Annotated in this window: 19 protein-coding genes; 12 read left to right on the top strand and 7 right to left on the bottom strand. The window is 61.5% G+C overall.

Annotated elements, in window-relative coordinates; translation table 11 throughout:
* Positions 1-191 precede the first annotated feature (191 nt).
* A complete protein-coding gene (glgX, locus tag AC0L2R_RS09890) occupies positions 192-2,204 on the top strand; it encodes a glycogen debranching protein GlgX (protein WP_473508651.1) in 2,013 nt (670 codons plus the stop codon).
* A complete protein-coding gene (gene bglA, locus AC0L2R_RS09885) occupies positions 2,194-3,819 on the top strand; it encodes a beta-galactosidase BglA (RefSeq protein WP_473508650.1) in 1,626 nt (541 codons plus the stop codon). The genes glgX and bglA overlap by 11 nt, the downstream gene beginning before the upstream one ends.
* A gap of 10 nt (positions 3,820-3,829) precedes the next feature.
* Here bglA and AC0L2R_RS09880 read toward each other — a convergent pair whose 3' ends face one another.
* Both AC0L2R_RS09880 and AC0L2R_RS09875 read right to left on the bottom strand, forming a co-directional pair.
* Positions 3,830-5,614, bottom strand: a complete 1,785-nt coding sequence (locus AC0L2R_RS09880) for a pilus assembly protein TadG-related protein (RefSeq protein WP_473508649.1) — start codon at positions 5,612-5,614, stop codon at positions 3,830-3,832.
* Positions 5,615-6,094 (bottom strand): TadE family protein, encoded by a 480-nt coding sequence (locus AC0L2R_RS09875; protein WP_473508648.1) that lies wholly within the window; start codon positions 6,092-6,094, stop codon positions 5,615-5,617.
* Between the two features lie 533 nt (positions 6,095-6,627).
* Here AC0L2R_RS09875 and AC0L2R_RS09870 point away from each other — a divergent pair.
* The 7 genes from AC0L2R_RS09870 to AC0L2R_RS09840 all read left to right on the top strand — a co-directional run bounded on the left by AC0L2R_RS09870 (position 6,628) and on the right by AC0L2R_RS09840 (position 14,193).
* Positions 6,628-7,323 (top strand): GGDEF domain-containing protein, encoded by a 696-nt coding sequence (locus AC0L2R_RS09870; RefSeq protein WP_473508647.1) that lies wholly within the window; start codon positions 6,628-6,630, stop codon positions 7,321-7,323.
* A 249-nt stretch (positions 7,324-7,572) separates the two neighbouring features.
* On the top strand, positions 7,573-8,004 hold the full coding sequence (locus tag AC0L2R_RS09865; protein ID WP_473508646.1) for an antitoxin Xre-like helix-turn-helix domain-containing protein: 432 nt from the start codon (positions 7,573-7,575) through the stop codon (positions 8,002-8,004).
* Positions 8,001-8,483, top strand: a complete 483-nt coding sequence (locus AC0L2R_RS09860) for an RES family NAD+ phosphorylase (RefSeq protein WP_473508645.1) — start codon at positions 8,001-8,003, stop codon at positions 8,481-8,483. The genes AC0L2R_RS09865 and AC0L2R_RS09860 overlap by 4 nt, the downstream gene beginning before the upstream one ends.
* Before the next feature lie 296 nt (positions 8,484-8,779).
* A complete protein-coding gene (locus AC0L2R_RS09855; RefSeq protein ID WP_473508644.1) occupies positions 8,780-10,372 on the top strand; it encodes a peptide ABC transporter substrate-binding protein in 1,593 nt (530 codons plus the stop codon).
* A gap of 162 nt (positions 10,373-10,534) precedes the next feature.
* On the top strand, positions 10,535-11,458 hold the full coding sequence (locus AC0L2R_RS09850; RefSeq protein WP_023799733.1) for an ABC transporter permease subunit: 924 nt from the start codon (positions 10,535-10,537) through the stop codon (positions 11,456-11,458).
* Positions 11,451-12,572: an ABC transporter permease gene (locus AC0L2R_RS09845; RefSeq protein ID WP_023799732.1), complete on the top strand. Its 1,122-nt coding sequence runs from the start codon at positions 11,451-11,453 to the stop codon at positions 12,570-12,572. The genes AC0L2R_RS09850 and AC0L2R_RS09845 overlap by 8 nt, the downstream gene beginning before the upstream one ends.
* 1 nt (position 12,573) lies before the next feature.
* The gene (locus tag AC0L2R_RS09840; RefSeq protein ID WP_473508643.1) at positions 12,574-14,193 is read left to right on the top strand and encodes an ABC transporter ATP-binding protein; all 1,620 of its coding nucleotides are present in this window, start codon (positions 12,574-12,576) and stop codon (positions 14,191-14,193) included.
* A 38-nt stretch (positions 14,194-14,231) separates the two neighbouring features.
* On the opposite strand, the gene AC0L2R_RS09835 is transcribed toward AC0L2R_RS09840, so the two are convergent.
* Positions 14,232-14,987, bottom strand: a complete 756-nt coding sequence (locus AC0L2R_RS09835) for an SDR family oxidoreductase (protein ID WP_473508642.1) — start codon at positions 14,985-14,987, stop codon at positions 14,232-14,234.
* Positions 14,988-15,130: 143 nt separating this feature from the next.
* On the opposite strand from AC0L2R_RS09835, the gene AC0L2R_RS09830 reads away from it, so the two are divergent.
* Positions 15,131-16,021: an AraC family transcriptional regulator gene (locus AC0L2R_RS09830; protein WP_473508641.1), complete on the top strand. Its 891-nt coding sequence runs from the start codon at positions 15,131-15,133 to the stop codon at positions 16,019-16,021.
* Here the strand turns inward: AC0L2R_RS09830 and AC0L2R_RS09825 are convergent.
* From AC0L2R_RS09825 to rnk, 4 genes are all read right to left on the bottom strand, one after another.
* Positions 15,916-16,251, bottom strand: coding sequence for an SRPBCC domain-containing protein (locus AC0L2R_RS09825; RefSeq protein ID WP_473508640.1), 336 nt, complete (start codon positions 16,249-16,251; stop codon positions 15,916-15,918). The two genes, AC0L2R_RS09830 and AC0L2R_RS09825, sit on opposite strands and share 106 nt — an antisense overlap.
* 45 nt (positions 16,252-16,296) lie before the next feature.
* Positions 16,297-16,740, bottom strand: a complete 444-nt coding sequence (locus AC0L2R_RS09820) for an SRPBCC family protein (protein ID WP_287191723.1) — start codon at positions 16,738-16,740, stop codon at positions 16,297-16,299.
* Between the two features lie 49 nt (positions 16,741-16,789).
* Positions 16,790-17,269, bottom strand: coding sequence for a VOC family protein (locus AC0L2R_RS09815; RefSeq protein WP_473508639.1), 480 nt, complete (start codon positions 17,267-17,269; stop codon positions 16,790-16,792).
* Positions 17,270-17,748: 479 nt separating this feature from the next.
* Positions 17,749-18,210, bottom strand: coding sequence for a nucleoside diphosphate kinase regulator (rnk, locus tag AC0L2R_RS09810; RefSeq protein ID WP_473508638.1), 462 nt, complete (start codon positions 18,208-18,210; stop codon positions 17,749-17,751).
* 373 nt (positions 18,211-18,583) lie between these two features.
* Between rnk and AC0L2R_RS09805 the strand changes: the two genes are divergently transcribed.
* On the top strand, positions 18,584-18,829 hold the full coding sequence (locus AC0L2R_RS09805) for a type II toxin-antitoxin system Phd/YefM family antitoxin (protein WP_473491643.1): 246 nt from the start codon (positions 18,584-18,586) through the stop codon (positions 18,827-18,829).
* A gap of 310 nt (positions 18,830-19,139) precedes the next feature.
* The coding region (locus AC0L2R_RS09800) for a DUF6600 domain-containing protein (protein ID WP_473508637.1) at positions 19,140-20,494 on the top strand (1,355 nt) is incomplete at its 3' end.

Here is a 20,494-nt window from a genome sequence, read left to right as displayed (position 1 = left end):
CGTTGCGAGGCTCCCCCTTCTCCCCTTGTGGGAGAAGGTGGCCGAGCGAAGCTCGGTCGGATGAGGGGTGTTCCAGCTTGGCGCACACCTTTGCTCAAATCGCCCATGCCTCGTTTCTTCCAGCACCCCTCATCCGTCTCGGCGCTGCGCGCCAATCCACCTTCTCCCACAAGGGGAGAAGGGGTCGCCGTATGAACTCACTCGGTGCCACCGTCACCCGCGGCGGCATCCGCTTTGCCGCATGGTCGTCCGCGGCCAGCCGGCTCTGGGTCTCGATCTTCGATGAGCAGGGAGAGGGGGAGATCGACCGGCTCGAACTCCAGCCGGAAGGCGAGGGCGTTCACGCGCTTTTCGTCGCCGGCCTCGCCGCCGGCACCCGATACGGATTTCGCGCCAATGGCGATTATACGCCCGAGAACGGGCTTTGGTTCGATCCCGACAAGCTGCTGGTCGACCCCTATGCCGTCGAAATCGACAGGTCTTATGTCTATGACGTCAGGCTCGCCGCGCGCCGGGGCGAGGGCACGGACACTGCGCCGCTGCTGCCGAAGGCGATTACCGCCACCCTGCCGCGGCCGGTGCCCGTCTTGCCGCCGCTGTTCCAGCCCGGTGGCCTGATCTATGAAGTGCCGGTGCGCGCCTTCACCATGCTGCATCCGGACATCCCGAAGCACCAGCGCGGGACGGTTGCAGCCCTTGCCCACCCGGCTATCGTCGAGCACCTGAAAAAGCTCGGGGTCGGGGCGGTCGAACTGATGCCGGTGACGGCATCGATCGACGAGCGGCATTTGCCGCCGCTCGGGCTGCGCAATGCCTGGGGCTACAATCCCGTGACCTTCATGGCGCTCGATCCGCGTCTGGCGCCCGGCGGTCTCGCGGAATTGCGGCAGACGGTTGCCACGCTGCGTGGGGCCGGCATCGGCGTCATCCTCGATCTTGTCTTCAACCACACCGGCGAAAGCGACAGGCTTGGGCCGACGCTGTCGCTGCGCGGCCTCGACAGCCGCGCCTACTACCGGCATCGGCCGGACGGCAGCTTGATCAACGACACCGGCACCGGCAACACCGTCGCTTGCGGTCATCCGGTCGTCAGGGAAATGGTGCTCGACACGCTTCGTCACTTTGTCCGCCATGCCGGCGTCGATGGTTTCCGCTTCGATCTGGCGCCCATTCTGGGGCGGGTCGATGGCGCGTTCGACGCCGCTGCGCCACTGCTCATGGCTATTCGGGATGATCCGCTCCTTGGCGACCGGGTGCTTATCGCCGAGCCATGGGATATCGGCCCGGACGGCTATCAGCTTGGCAATTTTCCGCCGCCCTTCCTCGAATGGAACGACAGATATCGCGACGACATCCGCCGGTTCTGGCGCGGCCATAGCGGCATGGTCGGCGCGCTGGCGACCCGGGTTGCCGGCTCATCCGACCTGTTTGCCAAGCCAAGCCAGCAGACGAGCCGCAGCGTCAATTTCATTGCCGCGCATGACGGCATGACGCTGGCCGACATCGTTGCCTACGAGCACAAGCACAATGAGGCCAATGGCGAGCAGAACCGCGATGGCCACGACGACAACCTATCCTGGAACAATGGCGTCGAGGGCGAGACCGGCGACCGGGCGATCGTTACGGCCCGTTTCGATGACCGGTGTGCGCTGCTGGCCACGCTGTTTGCCTCACGCGGCACGATCATGCTGACCGCCGGCGACGAATTCGGCCGCACCCAGAAGGGCAACAACAACGCCTATGCGCAGGACAACGAGATCACCTGGCTCGACTGGGCCGGGCGCGACCAGGCGCTGGAACAATACGCCGTTTTGCTCGCCGCGATGCGTCGTTCCGTGCCGGCGCTTTCCGACACGCGCTTCCTGACCGGAGAGCCGCCGCCCGGATCAGAAAACCCGGACGCGGTCTGGCTCACTGAAACCGGCACGCCGCTCGACGAGGCAGGCTGGCGGGATCCGGGGCGGTACCGCCTGGTTATGATGCTCGGCAGCGATGATTGCCGATTTGCCGTTGTCATCAATGGCGATCGCCGGGCGTGTATGTTCACGCTGCCAGGGCGCGACGGATTTCGCTGGCAGCCAGCCATCGAAACACCGGACGGCGCAGCCGGCATTTCACGGCCGGTGCCGGGGCGAACGGTGATCTTCATGATCGAACACGAAGCCGCCCAGGCTCAGATAAAGGAGAACCCGAGTGGCAAGTGACCACGCCGAGTGGTGGCGCGGCTGCGTCATCTACCAGATCTACCCGCGCTCCTTCCAGGACACGAGGGGGGACGGCGGTGGCGATCTGCGTGGTATCACATCGAGGCTGGCGCATGTCGCATCGCTTGGCGCCGACGCCGTCTGGCTGTCGCCCTTCTTCAAGTCGCCGATGGCCGATATGGGCTATGACGTCTCCGACTATACAGCCGTCGATCCTATGTTCGGCACATCAGAGGATTTCGACGCGGTGGTCGCCGAGGCCCACCGTCTCGGCCTGAAAGTCATTATTGACCAGGTCCTGTCGCATTCGTCCGACCGGCACGAATGGTTCATCGAAAGCCGTACGAGCCGCGATAACCCCAGGGCGGATTGGTATGTCTGGGCCGATCCGAGGCCCGACGGCACCGCGCCCAACAATTGGCTGTCGGTCTTCGGCGGCCCAGCCTGGGAGTGGGACGCGACCCGCAGGCAGTATTACATGCACAATTTCCTCGCCTCGCAGCCGGACCTCAATTTCCACAATCCGGAGGTTCAGGACGCCTTGCTGGAAACGGTGCGGTTTTGGCTGGAGCGCGGCGTCGACGGGTTTCGCCTCGATACCGTCAACTACTATGTCCATGACCGCTGGCTGCGCAGCAACCCGCCGCTGGCGTCAAGCGTCGCAGGCACCAACACCGAAACCAATCCGTACCTCTATCAGGAGCATTTGTTTGACAAGACGCAGCCCGAAAACCTGGCTTTCCTCAAGCGGTTTCGGGCGCTGCTCGACGAATATGAGGGCCGCGCCGCTGTCGGCGAGGTCGGCGACGAAGCCCGTTCGTTGCAGACACTCGCCGCCTACACCAGCGGCGGCGACAAGCTCGACATGTGCTACACATTCGACCTGCTCGGTCCGCAATTCTCGGCGGCGCATGTGCGTGGCTGCGTCGAAGCGTTCGAGAGTGCTGTCTCCGACGGCTGGGTCTGCTGGGCGTTTTCCAACCACGATGTCGTTCGCCATGTGACGCGATGGACAAGGCCCGGCGGCGACCCGGAAAGGACGGCGAAGTTCTCCATCGCGCTGCTGTCATGCCTGCGAGGATCGATCTGCCTCTATCAGGGTGAGGAACTCGGGCTGGAGGAGGCGGAATTGGCGTTCGAGGATCTGCGCGATCCTTACGGCATCCGCTTCTGGCCGGGGTTCAAGGGCAGGGATGGCTGCCGCACGCCGATGGTGTGGGAGAAGGGCGCCAACAATGCCGGCTTTTCAATCGGCAGGCCGTGGCTTCCAATCCCGGAAAGCCATCGCGCCCGCGCGGTCGACATCCAGAACGGCGAGGAAAAGTCAGTTCTGGCCAGCTATCGGGCGATGCTGGCGTTGCGCAAACGGCATGCGGCGCTGGTACAAGGTTCGATCCGCTTTCTCGATGCCGAGGGCGATGTGCTTGCCTTCATGCGCGAAGGCGGCGGCGAGAAGCTGCTGTGCGCTTTCAACTTCGCCGAGGAGCCGGCCAACTGGCCGTTGCCGCAGGGTATCGATGTCGCAGAGATGATCGACCTTGGCGCTGGTGCCGCCTTGCAGGAAAAGATTCTGTCGCTGCCGCCGTTGGGCTGCTTTCTCGGACGAGCCGGCTGATCTCTCCAACTCACTGAACAAGCACAGAGCGCCCGCAAGTCGCGCCCATGACCCGGACATCGGCCTCGCCGACGCGCACGCCCAGCGCCCCAAGCACGTTGTAAACCAATTCGTCGACCGGCGCCGTCACGCCGTTCAGCAGCGCCACCACTGCCGGCTTCACGGTTCCGAGCAAGGCGGTTACATCAAGCCCGAGGCCCAGCGCACTGACCGAAAGCGACAAATTGTTGACCAGCGACGTGGTGAGAGATTGCGTCAGGTTCTTCGTCGAGGCGTTCTTTATCGTCTTGCTTGCGATGTCGGTGCTGTTGAAGGTCAAGATCGTCGGATCGTTGTTGGCGATCTCAACGGCTGCAGAACCATTCACGCCGATCAGATTGAGGGTGAGAAACAGAAGCTTCACGCTGACCTGCGCGATTTCGGCATTTTGAAACGATTGTGGGTTGCTGAAATCGGCGAAGGCGGAGGGGCTGTTATCGGCATCGCTGGCGCCAAGGTGCAGCGAGGCAAGGCCCGGACGTGCGGCAATAGTAACTTTCAAACTGTCGGGGTGCCCCGTCGGGCAGCTGATGTCGGTCAGCTTGGCTTCGGCAGAGGCCACCTCGACATGCAACGGCAGTTTGACGGCCAGCAGGCTGATGCCGCCACCGAGGTTCGCATTGCTGCCGCCGACGGACGCCACCAGCTTGATCCGCGTCTGCGCCGTACGCACCACAGCACCCTTCTCGCCGATTGTCAGCCATGGCGAGAATTGTGCAGGTTCGCCGATTGCAATCGCAAGCGTGGTGGAGGCAAGCCCCGGAATGGCGGCTCCGAGATTGAGCTCGACCTGCTTCGAGCCGTTGGCCAGTGCAGCAGCGGTGGTCAGCATGCCCATGGCGCTGGCGTCGACCGAAAAGCCGGGCGACTTTTGCCCGAGGCCCAACTGGCCCATTGATCCAAGATCGACAAGATGATTGAGCGGTATCTTGACCGTGTTGGTGGTCCTTGACGCGATTGTCTGCAAAGCCAGCTTGCTGGTGCTGCCAACGGGTGAAACATTAGCCATGGCGGTCGCTATCTCGCCCACCGTCGCTTTGGAAGCCAGCACCTCCGAATAGCTGACACCCGTCAGCTGCATCTCAACGGCAAGGGCATCGATGAACGAAAGCAGGTTCACGTCGGCAGCGATCAGAGCGTTGTAGTCCATGACGCTGAGCGCGATGTTGCCGCCCAGGAACTTGCTGAGAAGAGCGTTGAGGATGCCGCCATTGACGCTGAGAAGCCTGGACCCGACCGAGAACATCGCCTGCGGCGCTATGCTGGCCACGGCTTGGGTGCCGATCACCGGCGTAGGGATAAGCGAACTCGCGAAATAGCGGGCAGGAACCTTTTTCAGCGTGACATGGACGGCGTTGTAGGGCGTTTTGCCGGCCTCGAAGCGCTTGTCGACGCCGAGCGACGACTCTGCTGAATATCGGCCGGGGGTGACCGACACGACAGTCTTTCCGAGGGCAGGGGTGATCGTCTGCCCTGCCTTCTGAACAACGATACCCGGCATTCCGTTGTCGCCGAGCGTGGTCACCACCGCGGCTTCAATGTTGTTGATGTTGGAGGCGGCGGTGATTGCCGCCAGATCGACCAGCGACTGAGCCTCCCGGCGCTCCACATAGATCGAGCCTTCATCGATGGCGAAGGCGGCCAGCGCCAGCGCGAACGGTGCGCACAGCGCCGTCATGACGGCGAAGTTCGCCGTCATGTCGCCAAGCATCGAGCGGGCGACCCGGCCGATCCTGCGCGCCAAAGTTTGCGACATTCAGATGCCTCCAACCCGGATTGTCGACTGGCGTGAGATCGTGGTGCCAGGCATTGGCAGTGCCGGGAACAGATTCCAGACCGGCAGGTTGCGGGCATCATATTGGATGGACACGACGAACTGGTTTCCGTCGGCCGTGCTGTCCTTGGCCTGGTAGGTCAGCTTGTCGGAATCGACGAATGGATATCCCGCGGCATTGGTGGTGACGAAACTGGTCACCAGCGCCTGGCGCTCATCTTCGTTCAGCCCGGCAATCGCCGTGCGTGCGGCGTCCGCTGCGATCTGCTGCACGGAGTGACTGGCGCCAAAATAGATGCCATATGCAACCATGCCGAGCAGAAGCAAGATGAAAATGGGCGCAAGCAGTGCAAATTCGATCGCGGACGTTCCGGACGGTTCTCGAAACTGGTGTAATTTGCGTTTTAGCTGACGCGTATTGCGCTGCTTTTTAGCTATTGTCCCAGTTTCCGCGCTGTTCATGTCCGTCGCCTATCAAGACATACCGAAGCCCGCAAAAGATGTAATCCGTGGTTGCTTAAAGGCGGCTTAAGACATTCTGGCAAAGTGGAATCGACGACAGATTTCCTGCCGGAAGCGAATGCTTGAAGCGGTTCTTCCGCCAAGTCGTGGAATTCACCAGCCGACGCAGCGCCCCGATTCGACGCCCGACTTCTTCAACAAAAGCGGCGCAACCTGCTCGTTGCAGAGAAAGCGCCGTCGATCCCATCGACCACAACGTAGGGTTTAGTTAGTAAGGGACCCCATTCACTTGCATCAATATCATGCGATCCGCTGCAGGCTATTGCCCGTCCCAACTTCCCACGAGGCGCAAGGGTTTTCGCGCAATGTGTAGGATCTGACGTGCGGGTTGTGTCAAAATTGCTGCCGCTAGTTGTAACTTGTGTTTACCACTCACGGGTTAGGGTTACCCAAAGGCAGTTGGCGGAATGACGGCATCACATTATTTCCTGACACGCTTCGGGAAGCTCTCGCTGTTCAGGCAGACCTGCGTCGTGGTTCTGGCAGCCATCGTCGGTGCGGATACTCTCACCCTCGTTTTCTATGGCATCTTCTTTGCCGACCGCCTCCTCTTGGACTTGTTTTTGACAACGGTCATCACCATCGCGGTTGGATTTCCGCTCGGCTATTTCTTCCTGAGACAGCAGTTGAATCTCGCCTTGATGGCCGCCAGGCTCGACCAGGCAGCACGCATCGACCACCTCACAAGCCTCGCCAACAGGAAAACCTTCTTTGAGGGGGCCGAGGCAATCGTGGGATCCGAGGCCTTCAAGGAAGGCGCCGTACTGTTCATCGACGCCGATCATTTCAAATCCGTCAACGACACCTTTGGTCATGCCATCGGTGATGCGGTCCTCCAGGAGATGGGCAGCGTTATTCGCAACTCGATTCGGGAAAGCGACTTGGCGGCGCGCATCGGCGGCGAGGAGTTCGCTGTGTTCCTGGTCGAAGCCGGCCGCGACAAGACATTGGAAGTAGCCGAGCGCATCAGACAGAATATGCGCGGTGTCAGACGGGCAGTCGGCATCGAGGACCGAGAAATCACCGTCAGCATCGGGATTTGCGTGCACGGACCAGGCCAAACCTTGAACGACATCCTGCTGCGCGCTGATCAGAATCTCTATGTCGCAAAGAACAGGGGGCGCGACTGCATCGTCGCAACCACCGGGTTCGGACCGGTATTCGCATGATCGTGACTGGCACGATTGCTCCACCTATCCAAACCCGGATCGGAATTAGAGAGAGGATGCCATGACCCTGCACCGATGACGTCGTTGATGGCGCAGGAGGTGGGTAGGTTTTGGATTTCGAATTGTTCGTTTGCGTTGCCGCGAACGGGTGGCAGCAAAGATCGTTGGCGGATCGGTCTGCACTGATGCGGGGCTTGCATGACGCGTCATGTGAGGCTAACTATTGCCTCACATGGAATGGAGAGTGATATGCTAGCGCTCGGAAATGTCGCCGACGTGTTGGGGCTGCCCGTTAAAGAGGTGGCGGCGCGGTCGCCTTTCGGGCTGATCTCCCGGATCGAGGATGGACTTCCCATTGGCGCACTTGAGCGCGTTGCGCATCTTCTGGCGCCTGGCGATGCTCAGTTCAAATACCGGCTGATCCCCAAGGCGACCTACGAGCGGCGCAAGGCGGTACAACGCCTCTCGTCGGACGAGGGCACACGATTGGCCCGCGTCGCGCGCGTCTGGGGCCTTGCTGTCGATGTCTGGCAGAACGAGGAGGAAGCGCGCGATTTCCTGTTTCGGCCGCACCCGATGATTGAGGACAAGCGACCGATCGATGTCGTTATCATGAGCGAGTTCGGTGCCGAAATGGTGGTCGATATTCTCGCAGGTCTGAAGTACGGCAGTGCTGCGTGACGGCGCAGACTCTCGATCGCATTCTATCGTCCTTTCGTATCGGCGATCCGGCCGGCACCTACCCGATCTTCGATGCGACCGGCTCGACAATCGCGCCAGGGCGGTGGAACACGCCCGGAAGTCCAATCATCTACACCAGCGAGCACTATTCGACGACCCTGTTGGAAAAGCTGGTGCATGGCAGCGGCCGACTGCCGCCCAACCAGCACTACATCGAAGTCACAATCCCGCGCGGACTGAGTTACGAGGTCTTTTCCCAGCCGTCACTGCCCGGCTGGGACACGATGCCGGCGATGGTGAGCCACGGATTCGGCGAAACCTGGTGTTTAGAACGGCGCAGCGCCATCCTGCTGGTGCCGAGTGTCGTGGCGCGTCTCGATTGCAATGTGCTGATCAATCCGGCGCATCCGGAGTTTTCAAAGATCCACACGAGCCTGCACCAGCCGGTCTACTGGGACCGGCGGCTGTTTGGCGCGTAACGGGGAGGGGCTTTCTCAAGAGGCCTTGGTGAGATTGACGCGGAACCGGTCACGTCGGCGCTGAGGCTCGGTCCACGGGCTCGACTGCTATTTTGCCGATCGCGCAGTGGCTGTCGCTGCGCCTTACTTAGGGTGACCTCACGAGTCTGTTGAAATAAAAAATCACCACGTTACTGTTTGCCCACCAGCCGCCGGAAAGGGAACCGGCGGCGCGCTCAAAGAGGCCAGCTAATCGGCTTCGGGGCGTCAACACTCAAGAGGCGCAGCTGAACGGCCGCCTCGACAGGGAGAACTTCATGCTGAAAAACATGCTGAAGGCGACGGTGTTCGCCACAACCATGGCTTTGGCCGCCGGCACGTTCTACACGCCAGCCTTCGCCGAGGTCGTCTACAACCGCGGCACCGCCGCCGAATCGGAGTCGCTCGACCCGCACAAGACCTCGACAATATACGAAGCCGCAGTATTGCGTGACCTGTTCCAGGGGCTGGTCATGCAAGACCAGAAGGCGAACGTCATTCCGGGCGCCGCCGAAAGCTGGACTGTATCGGACGACGGCACCGTCTACACCTTCAAGCTGCGCAAGGACGGTGTCTGGTCGGATGGTAGCCCGGTCACGGCAGATGACTTCGTCTACGCGTTTCATCGGCTGGAAGATCCGGCCACCGGCGCCGAATATGCTTCGATGCTCTATCCCGTGAAGAACGCCGAGGAGGTGAACACCAAGAAGGCGAAGCCGGAGGAGATGGGCGTCAAGGCAATCGACGCAAATACCCTGGAAGTGACGCTGAAGGCGCCCACGCCCTATTTCCTTGAAATGCTGACCCACCAGGCGACTTATCCGGTCAGCAAGGCGTCCATTGACAAGCTCGGCGCCGATTGGATCAAGCCGGGCAATCTGGTCTCCAACGGCCCCTTTACCCTGACGGAGTGGGTTCCCAACGACCACATCAAACTGGTCAAGAATCCGAAATTCTGGGATGCTGCGAGCGTCAAGCTCGACGTCGTCAACTATATCCCGACCGAAGATCGTTCGTCGGCGATAAAGCGCTTCGAGGCCGGCGAACTCGACAGCTACGACGATCTCCCGACCGAGCAGCTCGCCGATCTCAAGGCCAAGTTTGGCGATCAGATTCGCGTTGGACCTTACCTCGGCACCTACTATTTTTCGATCAAGACCGACAAGGCTCCGTGGGACAACGTCGAACTGCGCAATGCCATCTCCATGGCAGTCGACCGCGATTTCCTTGCCGAAAAGGTCTGGCAGAACTCAATGCTGCCCGGCTATTCGATGGTGCCTCCGGGCGTTGAGGGCTATACGCCGGCAATGGCCAAATACGCGGACATGTCGCAGATCGACCGCGAGGATGAGGCCAAGAAGGTACTCGAGAAGCTTGGCTATACGCCCGAGAAACCGCTGAAGATGGAAATCCGCTACAACACGTCGGAAAACCACAAGAACACTGCAGTCGCCATCCAGGAGCAGTTGAAGCCGCTCGGCGTCGAAATCACGCTGCTCAACACCGACACCAAGACCCACTACTCCTTCCTTGAGCAGAAGGGCGACTACGACGTGGCGCGTGCCGGCTGGATTGCGGATTACAAGGATCCGGAAACCTTCCTCGGCATCTCCCGCAAGGCAAGCGGCAACAACTATTCGAGCTACAACAGCCCGGAATTCGAGAAGGCCATGGACGAGGCGGCCGCCGCCGGCGGCAAGCCTGAAGAGCGGATGAAAGAACTCGCCGAGGCCGAGCGCATCCTCGTCGATGACGTCGGCAACATCCCGCTTCTCTACTATAGTTACAAGGATATCGTTTCTCCGAAGCTTCATGGCTTCGAGGACAACGTCATGGATGTGCATCCGTCCCGCTTCATCTCCAAGGACTGATCTCCTTGGCCGGACTGCCGCTCCTTTACAGCGCCGCGCGTCCTTTGGGGCGCGCACAGGGCGCTGTAACGCCTTGATTTTGCAGGTGATCCTCTCCGGACCTTCGGCTCGGGTCATGCGTTAGGGGCGGCGGTCCCGGTTTGCTAGCAAAGCGGGGAACCGATGCTGCGTTACGTATTCCGGCGGCTTCTGACCGCCATTCCGACGCTGTTGGTCATCGTGACCATGGCGTTCTTCCTGATACGCGTCGCGCCTGGCGGCCCGTTCAATCAGGAGCGGGGCCTGAGCCCCGAGATCAAGGCCAATCTCGAAGCGCAGTTCGGTCTCAACGACCCGCTCTGGCTGCAATATGTCCACTATCTCGGCAATCTGCTGCGCGGCAATTTCGGTCCGAGCTACAACATGCCGGATTTCACTGTCGGCGAATTGTTTGCCAGGGGCCTGCCCGTTTCGATCCAGATCGGCGCCTCGGCCCTGATCCTGGCGCTGCTGCTCGGCGGCCTCCTCGGCACCATTGCCGCGCTCAACCAGAACAAGCTTGCCGACTATTCGGTGATCGCTCTGGCGACCGCCGGCAGCACCATTCCGACCTTCGTCATCGCGCCGGTTATCCAGCTTCTGTTCGGTCTGACCTGGAAACTGCTGCCGATCGGCGGCTGGGGCGATGGCGCCCTGCTCAACAAGATCGGCCCTGTGCTGACCCTCGCCTTGCCGCAGATCGCCATCGTCGCCCGCCTGATGCGCGGCTCGATGATCGAATCGTTGCGCTCGCACCACATTCGCACCGCACGTGCGCTCGGCCTGTCGGACTGGTCGGTGGTCGTCAAGCATGCGCTGCGCGGCGCCATATTGCCGATTGTCTCCTTCACCGGCCCGGCGGCGGCGGCACTGCTCACCGGCTCGATCATCGTCGAGACGATCTTTTCCATTCCCGGCATCGGCCGCTATTTCGTCGAGGCCGCGCTCAACCGTGACTACACGCTGGTCATGGGCACCGTGGTGGTCATCGCGCTGTTCACCATCGTCTTCAACCTGATCGTCGACGTCATGTATGCCTTCGTCGATCCGAGGGTGCGCTATGACTGACATCGCAGCCACCGCTCCGGCCATCGTCGGCCGTTCCCTGTGGGGCGATGCCTGGGCGCGCCTCAAGGCCAACCGCGCCGCCATGTTCAGCCTGTATTATCTTGCCTTCATCGCGATCCTCAGCGTGTTCGGACCCTCTTTGGTGCCGCATCGATACACCACCATCTACGCCGACTATGTGCGCATGCCGCCGAGCTTGTCGGCCTATCCGAAGCCTGACAAGATAGAAACCGCGCTCAACGAGGCGATCAAGCGCATGCGTGTCGACATCAAGCAGTGGCGGCAGGAAGACAATCGCATCTTCGTTACCGTCACATCGCGCAAGCCGATCGACGACCGCAATGTCCGCTACCTCGACCGTTCCGATGCCTTCGACAACACCAAGATAGAGAGCAAATCGGCTGACGGCCTTGAAGCGGTGATGAGCGCTTCAATCAGGCAGCAGTATTTCCTGTTCGGCACCGACAATACCGGCCGCGATCTCCTGTCGCGGACGCTGATGGCCGGGCGCATCTCGCTGGCCATCGGCCTGCTCGCCGGGGTCGTTGCGGGCGTCATCGGCGTGCTCTACGGCGCTGCGTCCGGCCTTGCCGGCGGCAGGATAGACGAGGTGATGATGCGCATTGTCGATGTGCTCTATTCGCTGCCGTTCATTTTCTTCGTCATTATGCTGGTGGTGTTCTTCGGCCGGAACTTCGTGCTGATGTTCCTGGCGGTCGGCGCCGTGCTGTGGCTCGACATGGCGCGCATCGTGCGTGGACAGGCGCTGTCGATCCGGCGGCAGGAATATGTCCAGGCGGCGGAGGCGATGGGCATAGGCCAGCGCGGCATTCTGATCCGCCACGTCATTCCCAACCTGCTTGGCCCAGTGGTCATCTATATGACGCTGCTGGTGCCGCAGGTCATCATCCTGGAGAGTTTTCTGTCATTCCTCGGGCTCGGCGTGCAGGAACCGATGACCAGCTGGGGCGTGCTGATCTCGACCGGCGCCAAGAACATCGGCACCGCCAACTGGCTGCTTTTGTTCCCAGCATTTTTCCTTGTCTCGACGCTGTTCGCGCTGAATTTCGTCGGCGACGGCCTGCGCGACGCGCTCGACCCGAGGGACCGTTGAGATGATCGCTTCCGAAACCATCCTCAGCGTCAAGGACCTTCGCGTCCGCTTCCGCACGCTTGACGGCGTGGTCGAGGCGGTCAAGGGCATCAACATCCACGTCAATGCAGGCGAAACCGTTGCCGTGGTCGGCGAATCCGGTTCCGGCAAAAGCCAGACGATGATGGCGGCGATGAGCCTGCTGGCCTCGAACGGCGAGGCGACGGGCGTCGTCGACTATCGCGGCCGCAACCTTTTGGCCCTGCACAAGTCCGAGCTCAACCAAGTCCGCGGCCGCAAGATCAGCATGATCTTCCAGGAGCCGATGACCTCGCTCGATCCGCTCTATTCGATCGGCAACCAGCTGATCGAACCGATCCGCCGGCATCGTGGGCTTGGCGCGGCGCAAGCACGCGAAGAGGCGCTCAAGCACTTGCGGCTGGTCCATATTCCCGATCCCGAGCGGCGGATGAAATCCTATCCGCACGAATTGTCGGGTGGCCAGCGACAGCGGGTCATGATCGCCATGGCGCTGGCCAACGATCCCGACATACTGATCGCAGACGAACCGACGACCGCGCTCGACGTGACCATCCAGGCGCAGATCCTCATGCTGCTCGCCGAACTGCAGCGCAAGCTTGGCATGGCGATCGTCTTCATCACCCACGATCTCGGCATTGTCCGGCGCTTTGCCGACCGGGTCTATGTCATGCGCTACGGCGAAGTCGTCGAGGAGGGCGAGGCGGAAGCGATCTTCGTCAATCCGCAGCATGCCTATACCAAGATGCTGTTGGCCGCCGAGCCGACCGGAACCAAGGCGCCGCCACCGCCAAATGCGCCCGTCCTGCTCGAAGGCAGGAATGTCGAGGTGACCTTCAAGATCGGCGGCGGGTTTCTCGCCGGAGAGCCGCTGATCCTGCGCGCGGTCGATCACATTTCGATCCGGCTCAAACGCAACCAGACCATCGGCATCGTCGGCGAATCCGGTTCAGGAAAATCGACGCTCGGCCGAGCCCTGCTGCGGCTCCTGCCAAGCGATGGGCTCATCCGCTTTGGCGATCGCGATATTTCTGCCGCCGACCGCCAGGCCATGCGGCCGCTGCGGCGCGAATTGCAGCTGGTCTTTCAGGACCCGTTCGGTTCACTGTCGCCGCGCATGACCGTTGGCCAGGTCATCACCGAAGGGCTTCTGGTGCATGAGCCGACCCTGTCGGGCAGGCAACGCGACCTCCGCGCCGTCGAGGCCTTGCGTGAGGTCGGGCTCGACCCGAATGCGCGCAATCGCTACCCGCACGAATTCTCCGGCGGCCAGCGCCAACGCATCGCCATCGCGCGGGCGATGATCCTCAAGCCCAAGGTGGTTGTCCTCGACGAGCCGACGTCGGCGCTCGATCGCTCCGTCCAGAAGCAGATCGTCGAATTGCTGCGCAAGCTGCAGTTCGACCATGAACTGTCCTACCTGTTCATCAGCCACGATCTCGCCGTCGTGCGTGCCATGGCCGACTACATCATCGTCATGAAGCAGGGCAAGATCGTCGAGGAAGGGCCGACCGAGGCGATCTTCAGCAATCCGCAGGCATCCTACACGCAGACACTGATGGCCGCGGCCATCGACGTCACACGGTTTCGCTTGAGCGCCTGACGCGATCGGTTGGAGACTGCGCGGACGGTGGTGGACCATCAAATGGCTTGGCCGCCGGACACCTCGATCCGCTGGGCATTCACCCAGCGGTTGTTGTCGGATACCAAGCTGGCGATCATCGGCCCGATATCGTCCGGCATGCCGACGCGGCCGAGCGCGGTCATATCCGCGAACACCTTGTTGAGGTTAGGCATGTCGCGGACAGCGCCGCCAAGGAAATCAGTTTCGATCGCGCCCGGCGCCACCGTGTTGACCGCGATGCGGCGGGCGCCCAACTCCTTCGCCATGAAAACGCTGAGCACCTCGACCGCGCCCTTTACCGCGGAATAGGCGGCGAAGCCCGGGTAGGACATCCTGGTCAGGCCCGAGGAGAGGTTCACGATACGGCCGCCGTCCGCGATCAGCGGCAGCAGCTTTTGGGTGAGGAAGAACACGCCCTTGAAGTGGACATCGACCAGTCGATCGAACTGCGCTTCCGTTGTTTCTACTATCATTGCCATGTCGCCGTGGCCTGCATTGTTCACCAGATGATCGAACGTCTCGCGCTGCCAGATCTCGCGCAATGCCGCCTGCAGGCGCTCAGTGAAAGAAGCGAAAGTGGCAACGTCGCTGGTGTCAAGTTGCAGCGCGACCGCTCTGCGGCCCATCGCCTGAATCTCCGCGACGACGGCCCAGGCGTCCTCGCTCCGGCTGTGATAGGTGAGAACAACGTCACCGCCGCTTCGTGCGACGCTGAGTGCGGTGTTGCGCCCGAGCCCGCGGCTGGCGCCAGTAACGAGGGTGATCTTGGTCATGGCCTGCTCCTTTGGTGGACCACTGCTGTGGCCATGCCGATATCGGCCCGATGGGCCAGGCTTTGTTGCCGGAAGCTCGGCCGTTTTTGCCTAATCCTCCAAAATTCTTTGCGTGTCGAGCAGCAATGGAATAGGTTCGGTCCATGACCACGCTGCTCAATACTGTCAGCCGCTATGCAGACGCCAATGCCGGCCCAGACGGCATTGCGCGCACCCTGATACCGGGTCTCAACACCGTGCGGGCGACGGCGTCTAGCGATCTGGTCTACGACATCTCCCGACCGCTTGCCTGTTTGGTGGTTCAGGGGAGCAAGCACGTCACGATGGGGACTCAGGGCTTCGCCTTCTCCGCCGGAGATTCGCTGCTGATCACGGCGGACGTGCCGACGGTGAGCCAGATCACACGCGCCAGTATCGCTTCCCCCTACTACTCGCTTGTTCTGGAGCTCGATCCGGCGGTCATCGCGGAGCTGAGTGCGCAAATAGGCGCCCAGCATGTGGCCGACCACGCGCCCGTGCGCGTTGACGCGACCGATGCTGAGGTCGCCGACGCGGCCCTGCGACTAATGCGGCTGCTCGATCGCCCGGCATCGGTCCCGGTGCTGCAGGCCCAACTTGTGCGCGAGATGCACTATTGGCTGCTGGCCGGACGGCACGGGTCGGCGATCCGACGTCTGGGCTGGCCAGACGGTCACGTGCAGCGAGTGGCGCGCGCGGTCGCAGTGCTTCGGGCAAAGTTCGCGCGGCCTTTGCCGGTCGAGCATCTGGCGGCTGTGGCCGGGATGAGTACGTCGTCATTCCACCAGCACTTTCGCGCAGTGACCTCGCTCTCTCCCTTGCAGTTCCAGAAGCAGTTGCGCCTGATTGAGGCGAGGCGGCTAATGCTTTCGGAGGGAAAGACCGCGAGCAGCGCGGCGTTCGCGGTCGGCTACGAAAGCGTGTCGCAGTTCACCCGGGAATATGGTCGTCTGTTCGGCCGGACGCCTGTACGGGATGCCAAAGAGGCAAGAGGCAGAACCTTGGCCGCCGCTTGAGGCGCCTCTTCGTACACCGCCTCGAAATCGAAGCCGAAGCTGCCGTCCTTGGCTTCCATGCGCGCCTTGTAGCCGCCGCCCACCTTTAGGTCGGCTTCCGCGCTTGGGCAGCACCAGTCGTCGGAAGCGAAGTTCCACTGTGTGATATCGCCGGGCGTCGTGTAGGCCTCCCAGATGCGTTCGATTGGCGCGGCGATCGTGGTGGCAATGGTGATCTGCTGGTTGGTCATTTTGGTTTCCTTGTTGTCGCAGCCGGATGAGATCACGCAGACGGTTTATTGCGTGATTTCGGGCTCGACGAGGTGAGCAAGCTTGCGCAGCGACTCTTGCCAACCGAGATAACATGCCTCGACCGGGATCAGATCGGGCACGTTCTCCTGAACCACCGTCATCTCCGTCCCGACTGAAACGGCCGTCAGCGTGACGGTCACTTTCATCTCGCCCGGAAGGTTCGGATCATCGAACACGTCGCTGTAGACGAGCGTCTCGCCGGGGACGAGTTTCAGATAGGTGCCGCCGAAGGAATGGCTTTGCCCGGTCGTGAAGTTTCGAAACGACATTCTGTGCTTGCCGCCTTCCTTCGCCTCAAGCTCATGCACAGTACAGGTAAAACCGAAGGGCGGGAGCCAACTCGCGACCGCGTCAGGTTCCAGAAATGCGCGGTAGACCTTTTCGGGCTTGGTGGCGAGAACCCGGTGCAGTTTAACGGTGTTGGGCATGATCATCTCCATTCGTTGAGTTCAGCAGGGCGTCGTTGCTGGGATCGGGTTAGCCTGCTGCTGCGGCTTCCAGCGCCGCGATATCGATTTTCTTCATCGTCATCATCGCCTCCATCGCGCGCTTGGCCTTGGCGCGGTCGGGACTGGTCGTCAGTTCCATCAGCCGCTTCGGCGTGATCTGCCAGGAGAAGCCCCATCGGTCCTTGCACCATCCGCAGGCGCTCTCGCTGCCGCCGTTTCCAACAATCGCCTTCCAGTAGCGGTCGGTCTCTTCCTGATCTGCGGTCAGCACCATGAGGCTGACGGATTCGTTGGCCTTGAAAGTCGGGCCGCCGTTCAGGCCCAGGAAAGACTGGCCGAGCACAGTGAACTCGACCGTCAGTTCATTGCCTTCCTTGCCGCCGGGATAGTCCGATGCGGCCGCATTCAGCCGATCCACATGACTGTCGGGAAAAGTGGCGGCATAGAACTCTGCCGCCTTGCGTGCTTCGCCGTGGTCGAACCACAGGCAGGTCACGAGTTTCGTCATATCTAATCTCCTCGGTTCTTGGGGGTATTTGTTCGCGCCGCGACTGCCAGATCTCAGTCGAACCGGCCCTTGGGCGCCTCGCCAGCCAGAACGGGACCGATGAACACCATTATAAGGTCGGCCTTGATCACATCGTCCGCAGATGTGTCCGATGATCTAAGCTCTCTCACGGTTTTTTCACCTGGTCTCGTTGCTTCCTGTCCAAAGGACGAACAAGTGGTGCGCCTCCCGACAGCCAACCTGTTATTTTTTTGCCACGCGGCAAGGCCCACCTAACCCGAGTCGATCCATCCAACTGCCGGCTGGTAAGAGCGGGTCGGCGTAGGGCCGGGCCGTTTGCTTCAGCACCGGTTGTCCATATCACGAGGCGTTCGTGGAGAAGGCGCTTGAGATCCTCGGCGCGTTGATGCCCGCCGTTTTCGCGGAAACAAACAACAACCTAAAGCGCGCCGCATGAGGCCGGTCAAACGCGACGCGCTTTAGTCGCCCGCCGTCGTCGAAGGTGCTGGTGCACGCTGATCGGATGCATCGCCTTCCCGAACAGGCCGGTTCACGGCAAGCACCGACAATTCATGCCGGCGCCCATCTCGCGCGGTCCACATGATCGACTGTCCGGCCGAGAGGCCGATCAGGGCCGTGCCGATCGGTGTAAGGATTGAAACCTTGCCTTCGGAGATGTCCGCATCGCCAGGAAAGACCAGCGTAACCGTTTTCGCGTCACCGGTATCGGGCTTGAACGTCACCGTCGAACCCATCTGGACGGCGCCCGCGGAGATCAAACCATCGGAAACGATGCGCGCTCGCTCGAGTTCGGCGAGCAGTTCATCGGAAGCCTGCGGATTTCGTGCGGCCACGGCGCTGGCAAGCGCCGATAAACGCGCGTGGTCGGATTTCGAGATGCGGATGGTCGGTTTGCGCCGAGCCTTCATGTTATCTTGCATTTTCGAATACTCGTATTCTCTGTTAAAGCGGGCTGCCTCATGGTGAACCGGCCAGTTCGAGACAGATATTGCTCAAAGCCAATGCCCCAGAGCCGGTGCTGGCCTGCATACGGTCGATGTCGATTTTTAGTATTCTTGCCCCGCGGCCCGGGGCGCACTGGCAGCCGAGCCGGGGGTTACGATCCCGCGATGGGGCAAACCCGGAAAAGAAAATCGCGACGGATCTTTTTTGTGGCGTTCATGTAATCGTAGTTGGTGCCGAGATCGGGGAAGTCAAGACGACCCTGCAGCAAGGCGCGGCCTTCAGCCCTCTTCGGCAGATGCCCTAAGTTCGGGTAGACTAAGTTTCGTGGACTAAGGCACGGAGTTCGTAATGCGCATCGTCAACATCCACGAGGCCAAGACGCATCTGTCCCGCCTTGTCGACAGGGCAGCCAAGGGCGAGTCCTTCATCATCGCCAAATCCGGAAAGCCGATGGTGAAGGTCATCGCCATTGACGCTCCTGCGGCCGGCGAAACGCGTCGCGTCGGGTTTATGGCCGGGCAGTTTTCCGTTCCGGACGATTTTGATCGCATGGCCGGTGAGGAAATCGAGAAGCTGTTTGGCGGCGACGCGTGAAAGTTCTGCTCTATAGCCATCTTCTGCTCTGGGCGGCGGGCGAGCCCGACAACAGCGCTGCAAGTCTTGCGATTCGCCACTGACGCCACGTTCGCTGCCGATCGCCGGGCTGGGCCGGGGCAGGCTTTACAGTCGATGTCGATTTTTGCGTCGGGACCCCGCTGCGCACGGCGGTCGTGATCTGGTTCGCCGACCTCATGAAGCAACTCTGATGTTGTTCCCGGTACCATCGTGGTGGTGCCAAGCCGGAACAATTCGACAGCCGGCGAGTTTTCAGGATGAAGGGCGATCTGTTTCGGAGGAAACTGCGATGAAACGCGTCCTTGCCCAAAACGCTGTACGGCTGATGCTGGGCGGCGTAACCGCCGGCTTGTTCACGATCGTCGAGATACCCAACCCGATGGCGCCCCCGGTGGCGCAATCGTCGCTTGTGTCCGAGGCCAGGGCTGCCACCGACGTTTCCATTTCGATCAGCACATTCTACGATGAACTGTCTGCCCACGGTGATTGGGTTTCGTACCGGGGAGCGACCGTTTTCGTCCCGGTTGATGTAGCTGACGACTGGCGTCCGTATACAATTGGGCATTGGGTCTATACCGAGCAGCATGGCTGGCTCTGGGTGTCCGACGAGCCGTTCGGCTGGGCGACCTATCATTACGGCCGCTGGGGCTATGCCGACGACATCGGCTGGTACTGGGTTCCCGGCACTCGTTGGGCGCCGGCATGGGTGAGTTGGCGGCGCGAAAGGGAGCACGTCATCTGGGCTCCGCTGCCGCCGCGCCGCGATCCCGATCTGATTTCAATCGAGGTGACCGTCGACACCACGCCGGATTTTTACTGGGTCGTGGTTCCCACCCGCGAATTCCTTGCTGACGACATTTCCGTCGTCGTTATCCGTGATGAGCCAGAGTTTGTGCGCATTGTCGAGGCGGCCGAGCCGGCCGGTGAGGTGACGATCCAGAACGAGGTTGTGATCAACAAAGTCATTGATGTTGATGTGATCGAGAAGGAGACGAACCAGCAGGTGACCGTCGTCGAGGTCAGCGAGACCGAGACGCCCGAGCAGGCCGGCAAAGTGGAAAACAATACGGTCACGGTCTTTGAAGCTGAAGTGAAAGCCGATCCCGAGGCCAAACCAGCTGAGCTCAAAGACATTGAGGAGGTGAAGCAGGTTCAGGCAGGCCGGAAATCGAAGCCGACCGAAGGCGCAGCAACGACCGAACAGGCGCCGGATGACGAGGTCAAGCCGGAAGAGACCGCCAAGCCTGAGAAGCCGACCGAGGAACAACCGGCCGCCGAGCAGGAGCAGGCCGAGCCGGAAGAGACGGGCAAGCCTGAGAAGCCGACGACCGAGGAGCAACCGGCCGCCGAGCAGGAGCAGGCCGAACCGGAAAAGGCGGCCAAGCCTGAGAAGCCGAAGGCCAAGGAGCAGCCCGCCGCCGAGCAGGAGCAGGCCGAGCCCGAACAGGCGGCCAAGCCTGAGAAGCCGAAGGCCAAGGAGCAGCCCGCCGCCGAGCAGGAGCAGGCCGAGCCGGAAAAGGCGGCCAAGCCTGAGAAGCCGAAGGCCGAGGAGCGGCCCGCCGCCGAACAGGAGCAGGCCGAGCCCGAACAGGCGGCCAAGCCTGAGAAGCCGAAGGCCAAGGAGCAGCCCGCCGCCGAGCAGGA

The organism is Mesorhizobium sp. WSM4820, from assembly GCF_055811075.1.
Note: the sequence above shows the minus strand (reverse complement) of the source record. Positions and strands in the feature narration are given on the sequence as shown.

Excerpts from the sequence above, each read along its gene's own strand:
- AC0L2R_RS09845 (WP_023799732.1), top strand. The coding sequence starts at position 11,451 with ATGACTGACATCGCAGCCACCGCTCCGGCCATCGTCGGCCGTTCCCTG.
- rnk (WP_473508638.1), bottom strand. The coding sequence starts at position 18,210 with ATGCAAGATAACATGAAGGCTCGGCGCAAACCGACCATCCGCATCTCG.
- AC0L2R_RS09830 (WP_473508641.1), top strand. The coding sequence starts at position 15,131 with ATGACCACGCTGCTCAATACTGTCAGCCGCTATGCAGACGCCAATGCC.
- AC0L2R_RS09865 (WP_473508646.1), top strand. The coding sequence starts at position 7,573 with ATGCTAGCGCTCGGAAATGTCGCCGACGTGTTGGGGCTGCCCGTTAAA.
- AC0L2R_RS09880 (WP_473508649.1), bottom strand. The coding sequence starts at position 5,614 with ATGTCGCAAACTTTGGCGCGCAGGATCGGCCGGGTCGCCCGCTCGATG.
- AC0L2R_RS09835 (WP_473508642.1), bottom strand. The coding sequence starts at position 14,987 with ATGACCAAGATCACCCTCGTTACTGGCGCCAGCCGCGGGCTCGGGCGC.
- AC0L2R_RS09820 (WP_287191723.1), bottom strand. The coding sequence starts at position 16,740 with ATGCCCAACACCGTTAAACTGCACCGGGTTCTCGCCACCAAGCCCGAA.
- AC0L2R_RS09815 (WP_473508639.1), bottom strand. The coding sequence starts at position 17,269 with ATGACGAAACTCGTGACCTGCCTGTGGTTCGACCACGGCGAAGCACGC.
- glgX (WP_473508651.1), top strand. The coding sequence starts at position 192 with ATGAACTCACTCGGTGCCACCGTCACCCGCGGCGGCATCCGCTTTGCC.
- AC0L2R_RS09855 (WP_473508644.1), top strand. The coding sequence starts at position 8,780 with ATGCTGAAAAACATGCTGAAGGCGACGGTGTTCGCCACAACCATGGCT.
- AC0L2R_RS09850 (WP_023799733.1), top strand. The coding sequence starts at position 10,535 with ATGCTGCGTTACGTATTCCGGCGGCTTCTGACCGCCATTCCGACGCTG.
- AC0L2R_RS09805 (WP_473491643.1), top strand. The coding sequence starts at position 18,584 with ATGCGCATCGTCAACATCCACGAGGCCAAGACGCATCTGTCCCGCCTT.
- AC0L2R_RS09875 (WP_473508648.1), bottom strand. The coding sequence starts at position 6,094 with ATGAACAGCGCGGAAACTGGGACAATAGCTAAAAAGCAGCGCAATACG.
- AC0L2R_RS09840 (WP_473508643.1), top strand. The coding sequence starts at position 12,574 with ATGATCGCTTCCGAAACCATCCTCAGCGTCAAGGACCTTCGCGTCCGC.
- AC0L2R_RS09825 (WP_473508640.1), bottom strand. The coding sequence starts at position 16,251 with ATGACCAACCAGCAGATCACCATTGCCACCACGATCGCCGCGCCAATC.